This is a genomic window from Azonexus sp. (assembly GCF_041909095.1).
Lineage (GTDB): Bacteria > Pseudomonadota > Gammaproteobacteria > Burkholderiales > Rhodocyclaceae > Azonexus.
The window spans coordinates 925,725-942,783 of the sequence record NZ_JAYREB010000001.1 but is presented as its reverse complement, the minus strand read 5'-3'; the positions used below and the strand labels follow the sequence as shown (position 1 = coordinate 942,783).

The following is a 17,059-nucleotide window of genomic DNA, read 5'->3' as shown; positions in this document are numbered from 1 at the left end:
AAGCCGCGCCGGCCGGGCAGCAGATGATCGATCAAGTCCCCGATATTCGCGCCAGCAGCGTGGCGAACAGGCCGGGTTGGCCCAGATGCCGGGAACTGCCCTTCTTCAGTTGCTCGGCCAGCAGTTGGGGATGGATGGCCAGGGCAAGGTTGTTTTCCGGATTGAAGAACAGGCAGCGGCCAGTGTTGGCGCTCTGCAGGCACAGGCAGAGTTGCTGATCGACATCCTCAACCTTGATCTCCATCCATTCACCGGCACTGTAAACCGGATTGCGTCCTTCCGTCGCCGGCGGCAGCAGGTAATCCATGGTGTGCAGGGCGCGGTTGCCGGCTTCCAGCCAGCCAATGCTGAGCTGGCGGATGCCGTGCCCCTGATGCACTTCCGCCAGCGCGACGCTTGCTCCGACCTGGGGCGGCGCTTCACTGCCGTTGGGGCGCATGGCGCGGGTCTGCAGTTCGAAACAGGTGTCGAGGATGCGGGTCTGCGTTTCGGCAGCAATGCCGAGCGTTTCCATGCCCTCCTTGACCGCCTGCAGCACGCCCGGCAGCTTTTGTGCCAGGCTCCGGCGCTGTTCGCCATCGGCTTTCGGGCGGAAACTCCAGACCAGCGCATTCAGCGTTTCGGTACGTTCCCGCCACGCCGGACCATCCTGGCCCTGCTCGAACCAGGCACGTTCGAGCAGGCGTTTCCAGTCCTGCAGGATGAAATTGCGCAGCAACTCGGGCAGCGTATCCAGATGCATCCGCGCGTAATACTCGGCGATCTCGCGGTCCGCCTGTTCGCGGCGGTCAAGCTGGCGCAGGAAAGGATGATAGGGCGCTGCTGCGTCGAAAATCTTCTGGTGCCGGGCATTGATCTGCGCTTCCAGTTCGGCGGCGGCGGCGGCGAAAGCGGCCGCATCGCCGGTGGTGTCCTGGCGCAGGCGGTCGCAGGTTTCGAGCATTTTCTGGCATACCGGGTGGCTGGCCGAAACGGTCAGCGGCAGACCGTACAGCAGTTTTGCCAGGCGGTCGATGAACTGGCGACAGGGGTGGTCGGTGTGACTGAACAGGTTGCGGTCGCGGACCGCAATGCGAGCGACGCGAACCTGCAGCTTGGCGACCGTTTCCTTGAGAATGTCGGGAATCGTCGGGTCGTTGAACAGGCTGTTGAAGAAGCGGCCGGTCAGGTCGATCGCCTGGCCTTCAAGGCTGTTGGCGGGAATGCCGAGGGCGTCCGATTGCAGGACCAGCGGTACGATTTCCGAAGTGCTGCTGCCGGCTTCGCCGAAGAGTTCGGGGATCAGTGACTCCAGATTGGGTGAGGTGGCGGTCAGGAAGTCGAGACTGTTTTGCTGGCTGCGTTCCATCTGGTCGAGGCGGAACATCAGGTTTTCAAGTGCGCCCTGGCTGAGCAGGGGATGCGTGGCGCTGGCCGGCCGCTCGCTGCCCGCAGGTGCGGTGCTGACGGCGACCTGGGGTTCCGGTTTGTGGGCTGCTGTGTGCGATGGGGGCTGGGTTGAGGCAATCGGCGGTTGCGTGACCTCGACGCCGATGCTTTGCAGGAAATCGTCCAGCTGGCCATAGATGCCGGGAAGGCTGGTGAGCAGCGCGACTTCGATTCTGTCCAGGAGTTCGAACTTCTTCTCGAGCGAACTGGCGCCGGCGGCACTGAACAGATCGTGCAGTCCCTGGGTCACGCCGCGTGGGCCGACCGGGTTGTCGTTCTTGGGCAGATCGGGGCGGCCGAGTATGGTGGCAAAACGCAGGTGCGTTTTCCAGAGCGGGACGCTGGTGCTTTCGATCAGCCGGCTGCACAGGTGGTCGAGGCGGATGTCCAGTTCCAGATCATCATCGCCGACCAGCGAGATGCGCGACGAGGTCAGGCCCCGGGCTTCTTCCTCGAAGCTGCCCAGGCGGCGCTTGTTCATCATTTCATCGAAATATTTTCCGCAGCCGCCGATCATCGCCGCGATCGCGGACTCCGAAATCAGTCGGCTGTCGCGCAACAGTTCGCTGAGATGATCGAGAAAAAACTTCCGGGCAGCTTGCGAGGACTGGAAGCGATCGATGTGGCTGGCGTTAGGCGCAGTATTCACGGACGCAGATTTCCAAGAAAAGGTTGAGAGATCGGAGTACGGACATGCTGAAGCGTTATTGTGTCAGCAAATTAACAATGCAATGCAGATTTTATGGTAGATCGGCATTTTTGGGGTTTTGTCCGGATGCCGGGGTGATGACGCCCAGGCGGGTTTTCAGCGAATCAGGCTTGCCGTTGAACAGGAAAGCGTAATAAACGGCGTTGCTCATGACCTTTTTCACGTAATCGCGGGTTTCCGAGAAGGGGATGGTTTCCGCATAGATCGCCCCTTCCAGCGCCTTTTCACCGCGCCAGCGCTGGGCCCGGCCGGGGCCAGCGTTGTAGGCGGCGGAGGCGAGCACCGGGTGATTGTCGAGGTTTTCCATGACGATGCGCATGTATGAGGTGCCGAGCAGGACATTGACGTCGGCATCGTGCACCTGGCTCGGGTTGAAATTGTTGAGGCCGATCTTTTTTGCCACCCAGCGGGCGGTGGCGGGCATCAACTGCATCAGGCCGGCGGCGCCGACGTTCGAGCGGGCGCTGGTGATGAAGCGGCTTTCCTGGCGCATCAGGCCGTACACCCAGGCATCGTCAAGCGCCTGCTGACGGGTGACCGGGCGGATGCTGTCGGCGAATGGCGAGAGGAAGCGCAGGCTGTAGTCGTGCTCGTGGCGGGTACGGTCGGCGGTGTTGATCGCCCGGTCCCAGAGCTGGTTACGGCGGGCGAGTTCGGCGGCGGCCAGCAACTGGCGGTCGTTCATCTCACGCAGCGCCCAGTTCCACTCGCGAACGGCTTCGGTGCGCATGTCCAGACGGAACAGGAGCAAGGCCCGCTGCAGGTTGGGATTGTCCCGGGCTGCTGCGATCTCCTCGGCGGAAGGCGGCGTGGTTGGCGCCGGGGCGCGCACCTGACGGCCCAGTTCCTCGTCGGCCAGATTGCCGTAGAAATGCGCCTGGCCGGCGATTTTGGCGAACAGGGCGTCGGCATCCGCGGTCCGCCCGCCGGATTTGTAGGCTCGCCCCAGCCAGTAGATCCACTCCGGTCGGGCGGCGAGTTCGGGCGGCATGGCCTGGATGGCGTCGCGGACCTGACCCCAGTTCAGGGCGCGCAGCGCGGCACGCACCCGCCACTGGTGATTTTCTTCGGTCAGCGGTGCATCGCCGGCACGGGCATACCAGATGCTCGCTTCTGCCAGATGTCGGCGCGCGCCGAGCAGCGCAATCTGGCTCCAGGCCCAGCTGGCCGCCGGGCGTTCGAGTTGTGCTTCGCGTTTCTCCAGTTCCACGGCGGCGATCAACGGGTCGTTGATCGCCACATAGCGGATCGCGATCGCCGCCAGCTCGCGGTTGCTGCGCTGGCGCTGCCAGTTGGCCCCCTGGCGGGCCAGGTAGGACATCGATTTTTTCGTCGCCGCGTCGAAATCGGTGGTGCCAGGAACCTGGCTGTCGGGAAGATAGGCAAGCGTCTGCTGGGCGGCGCTCGGGCGGTTGATCTCGATTTGCCGGCGGGCGCGCTGCCAGGCGGCATCGACATTGATGCGACCGGCAGCGACCAGCGCATCGAGCAAGGGTTTGCAGGCCTCGCCGGGTTCTAGCATGCTCAGCCAGTAAGCGGCAGCCTCGTCGAGGACGCGGCGATCGCCGCGCTGCAGGCGGGCTTGCTGCTGCAGGCAGGTGCGTTCGGTATCGGGGGCGAGTAGTTTGGCGTATTCGTTTTCGACGCGTGGCCAGTCGCCCTGTTTGGCAAGCCAGGTCAGCCAGTCGCTGCGCAGGCGTTCGGCGACGTTGTTGCCCTCGTTGCGGGCCAGGAAAGCCGGGATGCCGTCGGCGTCATTGCGCGCCAGGCGGTTGCGCAGGAAATAGTTTTCGGCGTAAATGGCTAGCGGATGGCCGCGGGTTTCGCCGACGGCGCTGGCCAGCCGGGCGGCATCGCCCTTGCGGAAGGCTTCGCGGGCGGCGATGAAGGCGCTGTCGTCGGCGCTCTGGGCAAAGGCGGAAACGCCCCAGACAAGCAGGGCGATGATGGGGGAAAACTTCATGCTGGATTCGGGTGATGACGGGTCGTTTTGAGGATAGCACGCTATGGCGTCGTGATTTGCGGCGCGACATGGTTGCCCGGCGCGAGATGCTGGGCGAGACGGCGCGTGCCCGCCTGTCGGCGGCAATCGTCGGCTGGTTGCGGGTCAGTTTCGCGGCGCCGGCGAGCTGTGCCTTCTGCTGGCCGATCAAGCACGAACCGGATGTCCGCGCCATCATTGACGAGTGGACCAGTCGCGGTACGCGGGCGGCGCTGCCGGTGGTGGTGGCCGAGGCGACGCCGCTGCAGTTTCGCGAATGGCGGGTCGGCGACCGCCTGCAGGGCGATCGTTACGGGATTCCGACGCCGGTCGCTGGCGACTGGCTGCAGCCCGAGCTGATCCTGCTGCCGCTCAACGGCTTCGATGCCGCCGGTTACCGTCTTGGCTACGGCGGTGGCTATTTCGACCGCACGCTGGCAGCGCTGACGCCACGGCCGCTGACGGTTGGCGTCGGTTTCGAGATCAACCGTCTCGCTGACATCCGTCCGCAAGCGCACGATCAGCGTCTCGACTGGATCGTCACCGAAGCCGGGGCTTTCAGGGTCGCCGGCTGAGGCCGCCGACGGCGATCGCCGAGAGCAGGCCGGCCGCGCCGATGAGCAAGGCCTGGCGCAGATCGTAAAGGCCGCTGCGTACCGCCAGCTCCAGCGCCTGAGTGTGGGCCAGCGCGAGCAGCAAGGCGGCGCCGGCGAGCGCCAGCCAGAGGCGGCGGCCGGCCGCCGCCCGCAGGCAGCGTTCGGCGGCCAATCCACTGGCGATGGCCTGGCCGACGAAGCCGACGATCAGCGCCAGCACGGCGATCTGGTAGCTGCTCATGCGGCGTGGCAGGCTTGCGCCAGACGTTGTAGGGCGTTGTCGAGCAGGCTCGCCGGGCAGCCGAAGTTTAGACGCAGCCAGCCCGGCGCGCCGAAATCGCGGCCGTCGGAAAGGCCGAGACCGTGAGCCTCGAAATGCGCGGCCGGATCGGCCCGGCCGAGACCGCGGACGTCGAGCCAGGCCAGGTAGGTGGCTTCGACGTGCGTCATGCGGATGCCCGGCAGATCGGCGACGGCGGCTTCCAGTCGGTCGCGGTTGCTGCGCAGCGCGGCGAGCAGCTGCCGGTGCCAGTCGGCGCAATCCCGGTAGGCGGCTTCGCAGGCGGCGAGGCCGAGCACATTGACGTGCGGCACGATGCCGTCCATCGCCTGCCGGAAGCGGCGGCGCAGCGCGGCATCGGGAATCACCGCGAAAGCGCAGCCGAGGCCCGGGATGTTGAAGGTCTTGGATGGTGCCATCAGCGTGATGCTGCGTCGGGCGGCGTCCTCCGACAGGCTGGCGAAGGGAAGGTGTTTCCTGTTTTCGTCGAGGATCAGGCCGCAGTGGATTTCATCCGAACAGACGATCAGGTCGCGGCTTTCGGCAAACTCGGCCAGCGCCAGCAGTTCGTCGCGGCTCCAGCAGCGGCCGACCGGGTTGTGCGGGTGGCAGAGCAGGAAGAGCCGCGTTTCCGGCGTCGCCGCCGCGTGCAGCGCCGGCCAGTCCCATTGCCAGCGGCCGTCGGCGCAGCGCAGGTCGGCGGTACGCAGGCGGCGTCCGGAATACTTCGGTGCCGACAGGAAAGGCGGATAGATCGGTGTCGCTGTCAGCACCTCGCCGTCGACCGCACGGCAGGCGAGATTGAGGCCACTGACCAGTCCCGGCAACCAGAGCAGCCAGTCGGCATCGATTTCCCACGTGTACTCGTCTTTCAGGTGAGCGAGTACTGACTCCGTCAGCGCCGGCCAGGGCTGGCCGTAACCGAAAACGCCGTGTTCGATGCGCCGGTGCAGCGCTTCGATGACGGCGGGCGGCGCCGCGAAATCCATGTCGGCGACCCATAGCGGCAGGATGTCGCGACCGGCGTACTTGCCCCACTTGATCGAATCGGAGTGGCGCCGGTCGGGGGCGGAGGCGAAGTCGTTCAAACGGCCAGGTGTTCGTAAAGGGCGGTGGATAGGTAGCGCTCGCCGAACGACGGGATGATGACGACGATCAGCTTGCCGGCGTTTTCCGGGCGTTTGGCGAGTTCGAGCGCGGCCCAGGTGGCGGCGCCCGACGAGATGCCGACCAGCAGCCCCTCTTCCGTTGCCATGCGGCGGGCGGTGGCGAAAGCGTCGTCGTTCTTCACCCGGATCACTTCGTCGTAGACGCCGGTGTTGAGGACGCCCGGCACGAAGCCGGCGCCGATGCCCTGGATCGGGTGCGGGCCCTTCTGGCCGCCGGAAAGCACCGGCGAGGCGTCGGGTTCGACGGCGACGATCTGCACGCCCGGCTTTTTCGCTTTCAGCACTTCGCCGACGCCGGTGACGGTGCCGCCGGTGCCGACGCCGGAGACGAAGATGTCCACTTCGCCGTCGGTGTCACGCCAGATTTCCTCGGCCGTCGTGTGGCGGTGGATTTCAGGGTTGGCCGGGTTCTCGAACTGCTGCGGGATGAAGTACTTCGGGTCGGCTTCGGCCAGCGCCTTGGCCTTGGCGATCGCGCCGCCCATGCCCTCCGGTCCCGGGGTCAGGATCAGGTCGGCGCCGTAGGCCTTCAACAGCAGCTTGCGTTCGCGGCTCATGGTTTCCGGCATCACGAACGCCGCCTTGATGCCGCGTGCGGCGCAGACCATGGCGAGGCCGATGCCGGTGTTGCCGGAGGTCGGCTCCAGCACCACGGTGTCCGGACCGATCTTGCCGGCAGCGATGGCGGCGTCGAGCATGGCGACCGCGATGCGGTCCTTGACGCTGTGCCCGGGGTTGAAGAACTCCAGCTTGGCGACGACGCGGGCGCCGGCGCCATGGGTGACGCGGTTGAGCTGGACCAGCGGCGTGTTGCCGACCAGTTCGGTGACGTTGTTGGCGATTTTCATGGCGGATACTCCGGAAGGGTTGATGGCTAGCAGTCTAGAGCTTGGGCTACCTTACCGGAAAGAATGAAATCGCAAATTCTTATGACGAATTTGCATTAGCCAAGAAAGAGCTTGTAGATCGGGTTTTCGCTTTCATCCCAGTGCGCGTAGCCGAGGTTTTTGAGGAATTCCCGGAATTGCGCCATCTCGGCCGGTGGTACCTGCATGCCGACGAGGACGCGGCCGTAATCGGCGCCATGGTTGCGGTAGTGGAACAGGCTGATGTTCCAGCCGGCGCTCATCTGGCTCAGGAAGTTCATCAACGCGCCCGGCCGCTCCGGGAATTCGAAGCGGTAGAGCAGTTCGCGCATCCCCTTCTCGCAGACCTGCGGCGCATGGCCGCCGACCATGTGGCGGATGTGGTTCTTCGCCATCTCGTCGTCGCTCAGATCGAGCGTCGGGTAGCCATGCTTCTGCAGGCTGTCGACCAGTTTCAGCGATTCCTTGCGGTCGCTGACCTGGACGCCGACGAAGACATGCGCTTCGTTGGCCGAGTGATAGCGGTAGTTGAACTCGGTGACGTTGCGCTTGCCGATCAGAGCCAGGAACTTCTTGTAGGCGCCGGGCTTCTCCGGCAGCGTGACGGCAAACACCGCCTCGCGCTGTTCGCCGAACTCGGCGCGCTCGGCGACGAAGCGCAGGCGGTCGAAGTTCATGTTGGCGCCGGAAGTCACGGCCACCAGGTTCTTCTCCTTCAGCTTGTGCTGACGGGCGTATTCCTTGGCGCCAGCGACGGCGAGCGCGCCTGACGGTTCGAGAATCGAGCGGGTGTCCTCGAAGACATCCTTGATCGCCGCGCAGATGGCGTCGGTGTCGACCAGCACGATGTCGTCGAGGTGTTCCTTGCACAGGCGGAAGGTTTCCTCGCCGACGAACTTCACCGCCGTGCCGTCGGCGAACAGCCCGACCTGCGACAGGCGGACGCGGTGGCCCTTGGCGATCGACTGCTTCATCGCGTCGGCGTCAAAGGTTTCGACGCCGATCACCTTGATCTCCGGGCGCAGGCGCTTGATGTAGGCGGCGACCCCGGCAGCCAGCCCGCCGCCGCCGATGGCGCAGAAGACGGCGTGGATCGGCCCGTTGTGACGCGAGTGCTGGCGCAGGATTTCCAGCGCCACGGTGCCCTGGCCGGCGATCACTTCCGGATCGTCGAAGGGGTGGACGAAGGTCAGCCTTTCGGATTTCTCCAGCTCCAGTGCATGGGCGTAGGCTTCGTCGAAGGATTCGCCGTGCAGCACGACCTCGCCGCCGCGCTGGCGGACGGCGTCGATCTTGATCCCTGGCGTCGAGGTTGGCATGACGATCACTGCCCGGCAACCGAGCTTGGCCGCCGACAGCGCGACGCCCTGGGCATGATTGCCGGCCGAGGCGCAGATGACGCCGCGTTTGAGTTTTTCGGCAGAGAGGCTGGCGATCTTGTTGTAAGCGCCGCGCAGCTTGAACGAGAACACCGGCTGCATGTCCTCGCGCTTCAACCAGATTCGGTTATGGACCCGGATGGAAAGATTGTCGGCCTGCTCCAGCGGGGTTTCGATGGCGACATCGTAAACCTGGGCGTTGAGGACTTTTTCGAGATAATCCGGGTGCATGATCGGTTTCGGTTTTGGGCAAAAGGGGAATTCTACGGGTGGAGTGGGTAAACGTCACGGCGGAACAAGGGCTTGCCGGCCTTTTCCTGAGCAGTTTTCTGGCTGCAACCCTGCTGCCAGGTGGTTCGGAAGCGGTGTTGTGGGGCGTTTTGCAGCTGCATCCGGAACAGGCGGTGGCGGCGCTGGCGCTGGCGACGCTCGGCAATACGCTGGGCGGCATGACGTCGTGGGCCTGCGGCCGTTTCCTGCCGCGCTGGCAGCGCCTGGAACGCTTGCCGCAGATGCACCACCTGCAACGCTGGGGCAGCTCCGCCCTGCTCTTCTCCTGGCTACCGCTGGTCGGCGATGCGCTGTGCGTCGCCGCCGGCTGGCTGCGTCTGCACTGGCTGCCGTGCACGCTGTTCATGGCCGCCGGCAAGTTCTTCCGCTACTGGCTGATCGCGCAGGCTGCGCTGGCAAATTGAAGCGATAGCTTGAACCGACAGGCCTTTTCCCGGTCTACCTGCGCCGCGTGTTGCGCCGCAATACGCTAAAATCCTGTTTTTGACAGATACCGGTTTGATCATGACCGCCCGCCTGCGCGAAATTCCGTACAACTACACCTCGTTTTCCGACCGCGAAATCGTCATCCGTCTGCTCGGTGCGGACAACTGGGCGATTCTTGACGAACTGCGCGGCGAGCGCGTCACCGGCCGCTCGGCGCGCATGCTTTACGAGGTGCTGGGCGACATCTGGGTGGTGCAGCGCAATCCCTACCTGGAAGACGATCTGCTCGACAACCGCGAGCGCCGCGATGCGCTGGTCAGCGCCCTGCGTCACCGTCTGAAGGAAGTCGAGAAGCGTCGCGCCGAGAGTGCGGCCGAGGATCCGGAACGCTCGGAAAAGGTCCGTCGTCTGGTTGTTGCCGCGCATGAGGCGGTGAACCGTTTCGAGGCCCGTTTCGGCGAGACCATCGACTTGCGCCGCAAGGTGCTCAAGGTCCTGGGCAAGCACACGCGCCGCGACAACATTGCTTTCGACGGCCTGGCCCGCGTCTCGCATGTCACCGACGCCACCGACTGGCGCGTCGAATACCCCTTTGTCGTCCTCTACCCGGACACCGAGGAAGAAATCGCCCACCTCGTGCGTGGCTGTTTCGAAGCCGGCCTGACCATCATCCCGCGCGGCGGCGGTACCGGCTATACCGGCGGCGCCGTGCCGCTGACGCCGCATTCAGCGGTGATCAACACCGAAAAGCTGATCGACATCGGTCCGGTCGAGGAACTGGTGCTGGCCGGCCATGAAACACCATACGCCACCATCCGCACCGGCGCCGGCGTCGTCACCGAGCGCGTTGCCGAAGCTGCCAGCGCGGCCGGGCGCGTCTTCGCCGTCGATCCGACTTCGGCCTCGGCCTCCTGCATCGGCGGCAACATCGCCATGAACGCCGGCGGCAAGAAGGCTGTGCTGTGGGGCACCGCGCTCGACAACCTGGCCTGGTGGAAGATGGTCGATCCGGACGGCAACTGGCTGGAAGTCGAACGCGTCAACCATAACTACGGCAAGATTCACGAGCAGGAAAACGTCGAATTCCGCGTCAAGCGCTTCGACCCCAGCGGCAAGAAGCTGCTCGGCGAGGAAGTCCTGGTCATGCCGGGTGCCGCTTGCCGCAAGACCGGCCTGGGCAAGGACGTTACCGACAAGTTCCTCGGCGGCATTCCCGGCGTGCAGAAGGAAGGCACCGACGGCATCATCGTCGCCGCCCGCTGGGTGCTGCACAAGATGCCGCCGGTGACGCGCACCGTCTGCCTCGAATTTTTCGGCCAAGTGCGCGAGGCAGTGCCGGCCATCGTCGAGATCACCGACTACTTCAAGCCGGGTGGCGCCGGTAACGCCGCTGGCGTGCAGCTGGCCGGCCTCGAACACCTCGACGAGCGCTATGTGAAGGCGGTCGGTTACGCGACCAAGGCCAAGCGCCACGGTCGGCCGAAGATGGTGTTGATCGGCGACATCGTCGGCCACGATGAGAAGGCCGTCATGGCTGCCGCCTCGGAAGTCGTGCGCATGTGCAACCTGCGCGCCGCCGAAGGCTTCATCGCCGTCGACGCCGAGACGCGCAAGAAATTCTGGCTAGACCGTTCGCGCACTGCCGCCATCTCGCGCCATACCAACGCCTTCAAGGTCAACGAGGACGTCGTTATCCCGCTGCCGCGCATGGGCGAGTACTGCGACGGCATCGAGCGCATCAACATTGAGTTGTCGACGCAGAACAAGCTGGCGCTGTGTGACGCGCTGGCCGAATTCCTCAAGGGCGATCTGCCGCTGCACTCAGGCGACGCCAACCTCGACAAGGACGTGCTGATCGGCGACCGCCGGCAGGCTGCGCTCGATTACGTCGAGGCCGTCCGCCTGCGCTGGGAATGGCTGCTGGAGAACCTCGATCTGCCGCTGGCCGAGGCCGAGTCGCGCTTCGCATCCTACGGCGTGGTCGCTGGCGAACTGAGCAACAAGGCGGCCAACCCTACCCTCTTCCACCGGCTGCAGGACTACTCCGTGCGTACCTCGTGGAAGCAGGAGCTGAAGGCGCGCCTGGCCAAGATATTTGACGGCACGGTCTATCGGCCGGTCCTCGAACGGATCGAGGCGATCCACAAGGAAGTCCTGCGCGGCCGCGTCTTCGTCGCCTTGCACATGCACGCCGGCGACGGCAACGTGCACACCAATATCCCGGTCAATTCAGACAACTACGCGATGCTGCAGACCGCCAACAAGGCGGTCGAGCGCATCATGCACCTGGCACGTGGTCTGGACGGCGTGATTTCCGGTGAACACGGGATCGGCATCACCAAGCTGGAGTTCCTGACCGACGACGAGATTGGCCCGTTCCGCGCCTACAAGCAGAAGGTTGATCCGGAAGGACGCTTCAACAAGGGCAAGTTGATGCATGGCGGCGACCTGAGCAACGCCTACACGCCGTCGTTCAGCCTGCTCGGCACCGAATCGCTGATCATGGAGCAATCCGAGATCGGCAAGATTTCGGATATGGTCAAGGACTGCCTGCGCTGCGGCAAATGCAAACCGGTCTGTTCGACCCACGTACCGCGGGCCAACCTTCTGTATTCACCGCGCAACAAGATTCTCGCCACCTCGTTGCTAGTCGAAGCCTTCCTCTACGAGGAACAGACCCGGCGCGGCATTTCGTTGAAGCACTTCGATGAATTCAACGATGTCGCCGATCACTGCACGGTCTGCCACCGCTGTTTCAAGCCTTGTCCGGTCGACATCGATTTCGGCGATGTTTCGGTGGCGATGCGAAATTTCCTCAGGAAGCAGGACAAGAAGCGCTTCAGCCCGGGCACCGCGGCAGCGATGACCTACCTGAACCTGAAGGATCCGGCGACGATCAAGCTGATGCGCGGCGTCATGATGGACTTCGGCTTCAAGGCCCAGCGCCTGGCGCACAAGGCGGCCAAGGCGTTGCATCTGGTGCAGGACACGCGCAAGCATCCGCCGGCCTCGCTCGGTGCGCCGACGGTCAAGACCCAGGTCATCCACTTCCTCAACCGGCCGATGCCGGGCAACCTGCCCAAGCGCACCTCGCGAGCGCTACTCGACATCGAGGACGACAAGGTCATCCCGGTGATCCGCAATCCGCAGAAGACGACCGAGGAGTCGGATGCCGTCTTCTATTTCCCAGGCTGTGGCTCCGAGCGCCTGTTCTCGCAGGTTGGTCTGGCGACGCAGGCGATGCTTTACGACATTGGCGTCACCACCGTGCTGCCGCCGGGCTACCTGTGCTGCGGCTATCCACAGAACGCTTCGGGCGACGCCGACAAGGACCAGAAGATCACCACCGACAACCGCGTGCTCTTCCACCGCGTCGCCAACACCCTGAATTATCTCGATATCAGGACGGTGATCGTTTCATGTGGAACCTGCATGGATCAATTGCAGAAGTACCAGTTCGAGAAGATCTTCCCCGGTTGCCGGCTGCTCGACATTCACGAGTACCTGATGGAAAAGGGCGTCAGGCTGGAAGGGGTGCAAGGTACCCGCTACATGTACCACGACCCCTGCCACACGCCGATGAAGGCCTACAACCCGCTTGCCGTGACCAAGGCGCTGGTTGGCCAGGAGGTGCCGCTGAACGACCGCTGTTGTGGCGATTCGGGCTCTTTCGCCTACGCTCGGCCGGATATCGCGACGCAGGTGAAGTTCCGCAAGCAGGAAGAAATCGAGAAGGGGGCGGAAAAATTGCGCGCCGACGGTTTCCAGGGCGAGGTCAAGATACTGACCTCCTGTCCGGCCTGTCTGCAGGGTCTTTCCCGCTACGACGACGATGCCGGCACGCAGGCCGACTACATTGTGGTCGAGGTGGCCAAGCACCTGCTCGGTGAAAACTGGATGGCGGATTACGTCGGCAAGGCCAATAACGGGGGCATCGAGCGCGTGTTGCTCTGATCCCGGATTTCCGTTCGCCTGGCCGTCATGACCGGTAAATGATCGCCGCCACTTGCAGGAAGTGGCGGCGGATGCAATCCTATGCAAAACGACGGGAATCAATGCGGTTATGGCAAGCGCTTGCGTACTATGTAGCGAACCAGGGGGGCGGCTGCTTTGGCAGTCGGCGCACTGTCGCGTCGTGCGCGTCGATGAGCCTGCCCTGCCCGGCTTCTGCCGGGTCATCTGGAATCATCATGTCGCAGAAATGACCGACCTTGACGTCGCCTCGCGGCAGTTGCTGATGCGCGTCGTTTTCGCCGTGGAAGCGGCGGTTCGTCAATGTTTTTCGCCGGACAAGGTCAACCTCGCCAGTTTCGGGAACGTCGTGCCGCATCTGCATTGGCACGTCATTCCCCGTTGGCGTGACGACCGCCATTTCCCCGAGCCGATCTGGGGCCGGCAACAGCGCGAGTCGACGCCGGCTCGTGCAATCGTCGAGGATGCCGCGCTGACGGCCATCATCACCGCCGAGTTGGCGCGAGAGGAAAATCGCCATGAGCAATGAGCAGAGCGCGCAGTTGTCGATCGTCGATCTGAACGACGGCATGAACTATCTGGCCAAGCTGATGCTGGCCAATCCGGGAACCGCCGAACGGCAGTTGATGGATTTCCTTGATGCGCTGCTGACGGCGCCGCCCGACCCCGGCATCCTCTTCGCCCTGCTTGAACAGACGCGAGCGCCGCTCTGTTTCGTCGAAGAGGAGATGGCCCGTCTTTATCACAACAAGCCAGTGCCGCTGAGCCACGACGAGGAGTCGGCTTTCCGCGCTGCCGTCGACGCCTGGCGCAAGATGGGCAAGGCCTACGCGCTGTGTGCCCGCCTCGAAGAGCCGGCCGTTGAGGCGCCCGGTTACAAGGAAATGATGGCGACCCTGCTGCACCGCTGTGTCTATTACACCGGGATGGTCATCATCGAGCATTATCGTGCCCACCGCGAACTGCCGCCCGGCATCTGGCTCGATCTGCATGGTTATTTTGAAACTGCCGAAGAATGGGGGATCGTGTTCACCCCGGTCAGCGATCCGCTGGAAAGCAGTACGCATGCGACCCATTGCGCCGCCGCTTACGTTGCCCTGCTGCTGATCGACGTGGCCAGTCCCTACAGCCACAGCGTGCGCAACCTCAACCTGATCCGCCGCTGGGCGGTGATGTGGGCGCCGCTGGTCGGCGTCAGTCCGCTCGAGAGCGATCTCGAGCTGCCACCTTATGTCATCGAGTTGATGAAGGATCAGCCCCTGCATCTGAGCGCTTCGGTCGAGGGGGCGGCCAATGATGTGCGGCGTCTGGATACGGCGCGGCTCGGCTTGCAGATCGATCATGCGATCAACCAGTTGCGCATGCGCTACACCCCGTCGCAACTCGGTCTCGGCGAAGAAACCAGCAGCCATGTGCTGAAACTGCTCGAGCAGCTCGTGCGCCCCTGGTCGCAATCGTCGTCGGCCCGGCGTTTCCGGCGTTTTGTCAGCGAGGGGACGGCGCGCGTCGCTACCGGCTTCAACCCGATGTTCTTTCACGTGAGCGGCGTGCCGTTCGAACAGCCGGACTCTGCCGCCGCCTATTCCCGGGGCGATTTCGAGCAGTTGTTCACCTTCCGTGACCGGGCCGATCCCGGCCAGACCCTGGTCATTCGTCCGCATGCCGACTATCCGGTCGAATACTGGTCGGTGATCAACCATTCGGCCAACGGTTTCCGGCTGGGCCGCAGTGGTGCCGGGCAACGCATCCAGCACGGGCAGCTGATGGCAGTCTGTCCGCATGACGGCGAGCATTTCCTGCTTGGCTACGCGACCTGGCTGATGCAGGAAGAGTCGGGTGGTTTGGTGGTCGGTCTGGCTACCCTGCCGGGGATGCCCCAAGGGGTCAGCTTCCGCTCGCTTGATGCCAAAAGCGCCAGCAGCGAACGTTACCTGGCAGGGTTCCTGTTGCCGGCGCTCGCAGCAATCGGCGAGGAACAGTCACTGATCCTGCCGCCGGGCAATTACCACGCCGGCCGCGATCTGGAAATCGTCATCGGGGAAGACAAGCGCAAGTTGCGCCTCAACCACATCCTGTTGCGGCAAGCCGATTTCGAGCGGATCAGCGTTGTCGAGCTGTAAGCTGCCGTTGCCGGCGGCTTCGGGGTAAACTAGCCGACCTGGCAAGGAGACCACAGATGGCCGGCATGGAAAAAGATACCCCGATCCCCGAGGCGATTCGTCTGCACACGAAAAGCCGGGTGCTGGAACTCGTCTATGGCGAAACGGTGTTTCGTCTGCCTTTCGAATACCTGCGGGTGATGACGCCGTCGGCCGAAGCCCGTGGCCACGGGCCGGGTCAGGAGACGCTGCAGGTCGGCAAGCGCGACGTCGAATTGCTGGCGGTCGAACCCTCCGGAACCTATGCACTGAAGCTGGTGTTTTCCGACGGTCACGACAGCGGTTTGTATACCTGGGATCTGCTTTACAACCTCGGCGTGCACCACGACGAACTGTGGGCGGAATACCTCCGTCTGCTCGAGGCGCAGGGCGCCTCCCGCGACAGCGACGACAGCCCCGCAGCCGTTGCGCGATCCTGTAGCCACCACCACTGAGAGCCATGAACAAGGAAACAACCCATTTCGGTTTCGAAACCGTAGCCGAGCAGGAAAAGGCGCGTCGCGTGCGCAGCGTTTTCGATTCGGTGGCAGGTCGTTACGACCTGATGAATGACCTGATGTCGGGCGGCATGCACCGGCTGTGGAAGGCCTTCACCATCGAGCGTAGTGGTGTCCGCGAAGGATCGCGGGTGCTCGACGTAGCGGGCGGGACGGGTGACCTGTCGCTGGCTTTCGCCAAACGTGTCGGCAAGACCGGCCAGGTCTGGCTGACCGACATCAACAACGCGATGCTGGCGCGCGGCCGCGACCGCCTGACCGACAAGGGCTACATGCTGCCGGTCGCCCAGTGCGACGCCGAGAAACTGCCCTTCCCCGACGACTGGTTCGACTGCGTGACGGTCGCCTTCGGTCTACGCAACATGACGCACAAGGAGCAGGCGCTGGCCGAGATGCGCCGCGTGCTGCGCCCCGGCGGTCGTCTGCTGGTGCTGGAGTTCTCGCAGATCTGGAAGCCGCTGGCGCCGGTTTACGACTTCTATTCCTTCCAGGTGATCCCGCGCATCGGCCAGCTGGTGACGCAGGATTCCGACAGCTACCGCTATCTCTCCGAGTCGATTCGCGTCCATCCGGACCAGGAAACGCTGAAGGCCATGATGGAAGGCGTCGGTCTGGAACGGGTCGAGTATTTCAACATGGCGCTCGGTGTCGTCGCGCTGCACCGCGGTTTCAAGTTCTGAGCGGAGCCGCCGATGTCCCTGTCCGACCGGCTGCTGCTCGTTCCTCTCAACCACCTGATCGCGCAGGCGCCCTGGGCGGCAGAGCGCCTGAGCCGGCATGCCGGGGCGCGGGTGGCGATTGTCGCCGGACCGCTGACCCTGCGCCTGACGATCGACGGCAGTGGCTTGCTGCAGGCGGCTGACGCGCTTGCCGAACCTGATGTTCGCGTCGAACTGCCGAACGATTTTGCGGTGCGTGCGCTGACCGATCGCAGCAAGCTGATGAGTGGTGCCCGCCTGAGCGGCGCCGCCGATGTCGCGGAGACGCTGGCCTTCGTTTTCCGCAACCTGCGCTGGGACGCCGAGGGCGACCTGGCGGCGCTGATCGGTGACATTCCGGCCCGCCGCCTGAGCCTGGCCGCCGGCGCCCTGGCCGGCAATGCCCGCGACGGACTGGCGCGGCTGGGGGCCAATTTTGCCGAATACGCCAGCAATGAAGGGGAGCTGCTCGCCGCTCCGACCGACGTCAAGGACTTCGTTGCCGCCGTCGATGCCTTGCGCGACGATCTGGCGCGCCTCGACAAGAGGGTCGAACGCCTGGGCGGTTGAGCAGGCTACGGTGCCGGAAATGGAAAAGGCCGCGATCG

The 17,059-nt window shown here is 64.2% G+C and carries 14 protein-coding genes; 8 read left to right on the top strand and 6 right to left on the bottom strand.

Annotation, left to right across the window (positions count from 1 at the left end; all coding sequences use genetic code 11):
• Window positions 1-31 precede the first annotated feature (31 nt).
• Window positions 32-2,077 carry a DUF1631 family protein gene (locus ACE3OV_RS04515; RefSeq protein ID WP_374325452.1) on the bottom strand — a complete coding sequence of 682 codons (2,046 nt, stop codon included), beginning with the start codon at window positions 2,075-2,077 and terminating at the stop codon, window positions 32-34.
• Between the two features lie 91 nt (window positions 2,078-2,168).
• Entirely contained in the window at window positions 2,169-4,100 is a 1,932-nt protein-coding gene (locus ACE3OV_RS04510; RefSeq protein WP_374325450.1) for a transglycosylase SLT domain-containing protein, read from the bottom strand.
• Between the two features lie 14 nt (window positions 4,101-4,114).
• On the opposite strand from ACE3OV_RS04510, the gene ACE3OV_RS04505 reads away from it, so the two are divergent.
• Entirely contained in the window at window positions 4,115-4,693 is a 579-nt protein-coding gene (locus tag ACE3OV_RS04505; protein ID WP_374325449.1) for a 5-formyltetrahydrofolate cyclo-ligase, read from the top strand.
• Here ACE3OV_RS04505 and ACE3OV_RS04500 read toward each other — a convergent pair.
• The 4 genes from ACE3OV_RS04500 to ilvA all read right to left on the bottom strand — a co-directional run bounded on the left by ACE3OV_RS04500 (window position 4,677) and on the right by ilvA (window position 8,639).
• Window positions 4,677-4,955, bottom strand: a complete 279-nt coding sequence (locus tag ACE3OV_RS04500) for a hypothetical protein (RefSeq protein WP_374325448.1) — start codon at window positions 4,953-4,955, stop codon at window positions 4,677-4,679. The genes ACE3OV_RS04505 and ACE3OV_RS04500 overlap by 17 nt on opposite strands.
• Window positions 4,952-6,082 carry a MalY/PatB family protein gene (locus ACE3OV_RS04495; RefSeq protein ID WP_374325446.1) on the bottom strand — a complete coding sequence of 377 codons (1,131 nt, stop codon included), beginning with the start codon at window positions 6,080-6,082 and terminating at the stop codon, window positions 4,952-4,954. The genes ACE3OV_RS04500 and ACE3OV_RS04495 overlap by 4 nt, the downstream gene beginning before the upstream one ends.
• Window positions 6,079-7,011 carry a cysteine synthase A gene (cysK, locus tag ACE3OV_RS04490; protein ID WP_374325444.1) on the bottom strand — a complete coding sequence of 311 codons (933 nt, stop codon included), beginning with the start codon at window positions 7,009-7,011 and terminating at the stop codon, window positions 6,079-6,081. Before cysK ends, ACE3OV_RS04495 begins: the two co-directional genes overlap by 4 nt.
• Window positions 7,012-7,106: 95 nt before the next feature.
• Complete coding sequence (gene ilvA / locus ACE3OV_RS04485; protein ID WP_374325442.1) at window positions 7,107-8,639, bottom strand: threonine ammonia-lyase, biosynthetic; 1,533 nt, start codon at window positions 8,637-8,639, stop codon at window positions 7,107-7,109.
• A 38-nt stretch (window positions 8,640-8,677) separates the two neighbouring features.
• Between ilvA and ACE3OV_RS04480 the strand changes: the two genes are divergently transcribed.
• The 7 genes from ACE3OV_RS04480 (at window position 8,678) to ACE3OV_RS04450 (ending at window position 17,021) form a co-directional block, all read left to right on the top strand.
• A complete protein-coding gene (locus ACE3OV_RS04480) occupies window positions 8,678-9,103 on the top strand; it encodes a YqaA family protein (RefSeq protein WP_374325440.1) in 426 nt (141 codons plus the stop codon).
• Window positions 9,104-9,203: 100 nt separating this feature from the next.
• On the top strand, window positions 9,204-13,079 hold the full coding sequence (locus tag ACE3OV_RS04475) for a DUF3683 domain-containing protein (RefSeq protein ID WP_374325437.1): 3,876 nt from the start codon (window positions 9,204-9,206) through the stop codon (window positions 13,077-13,079).
• A 109-nt stretch (window positions 13,080-13,188) separates the two neighbouring features.
• Entirely contained in the window at window positions 13,189-13,626 is a 438-nt protein-coding gene (locus ACE3OV_RS04470) for an HIT family protein (RefSeq protein ID WP_374326227.1), read from the top strand.
• A complete protein-coding gene (locus ACE3OV_RS04465; RefSeq protein WP_374325435.1) occupies window positions 13,616-15,217 on the top strand; it encodes a hypothetical protein in 1,602 nt (533 codons plus the stop codon). The genes ACE3OV_RS04470 and ACE3OV_RS04465 overlap by 11 nt, the downstream gene beginning before the upstream one ends.
• Before the next feature lie 56 nt (window positions 15,218-15,273).
• The gene (locus tag ACE3OV_RS04460; RefSeq protein ID WP_374325433.1) at window positions 15,274-15,690 is read left to right on the top strand and encodes a gamma-butyrobetaine hydroxylase-like domain-containing protein; all 417 of its coding nucleotides are present in this window, start codon (window positions 15,274-15,276) and stop codon (window positions 15,688-15,690) included.
• 5 nt (window positions 15,691-15,695) lie between these two features.
• Window positions 15,696-16,433 carry a bifunctional demethylmenaquinone methyltransferase/2-methoxy-6-polyprenyl-1,4-benzoquinol methylase UbiE gene (gene ubiE / locus ACE3OV_RS04455; protein WP_374325431.1) on the top strand — a complete coding sequence of 246 codons (738 nt, stop codon included), beginning with the start codon at window positions 15,696-15,698 and terminating at the stop codon, window positions 16,431-16,433.
• Window positions 16,434-16,445: 12 nt separating this feature from the next.
• On the top strand, window positions 16,446-17,021 hold the full coding sequence (locus ACE3OV_RS04450; protein ID WP_374325429.1) for an SCP2 domain-containing protein: 576 nt from the start codon (window positions 16,446-16,448) through the stop codon (window positions 17,019-17,021).
• Window positions 17,022-17,059: the final 38 nt, after the last annotated feature.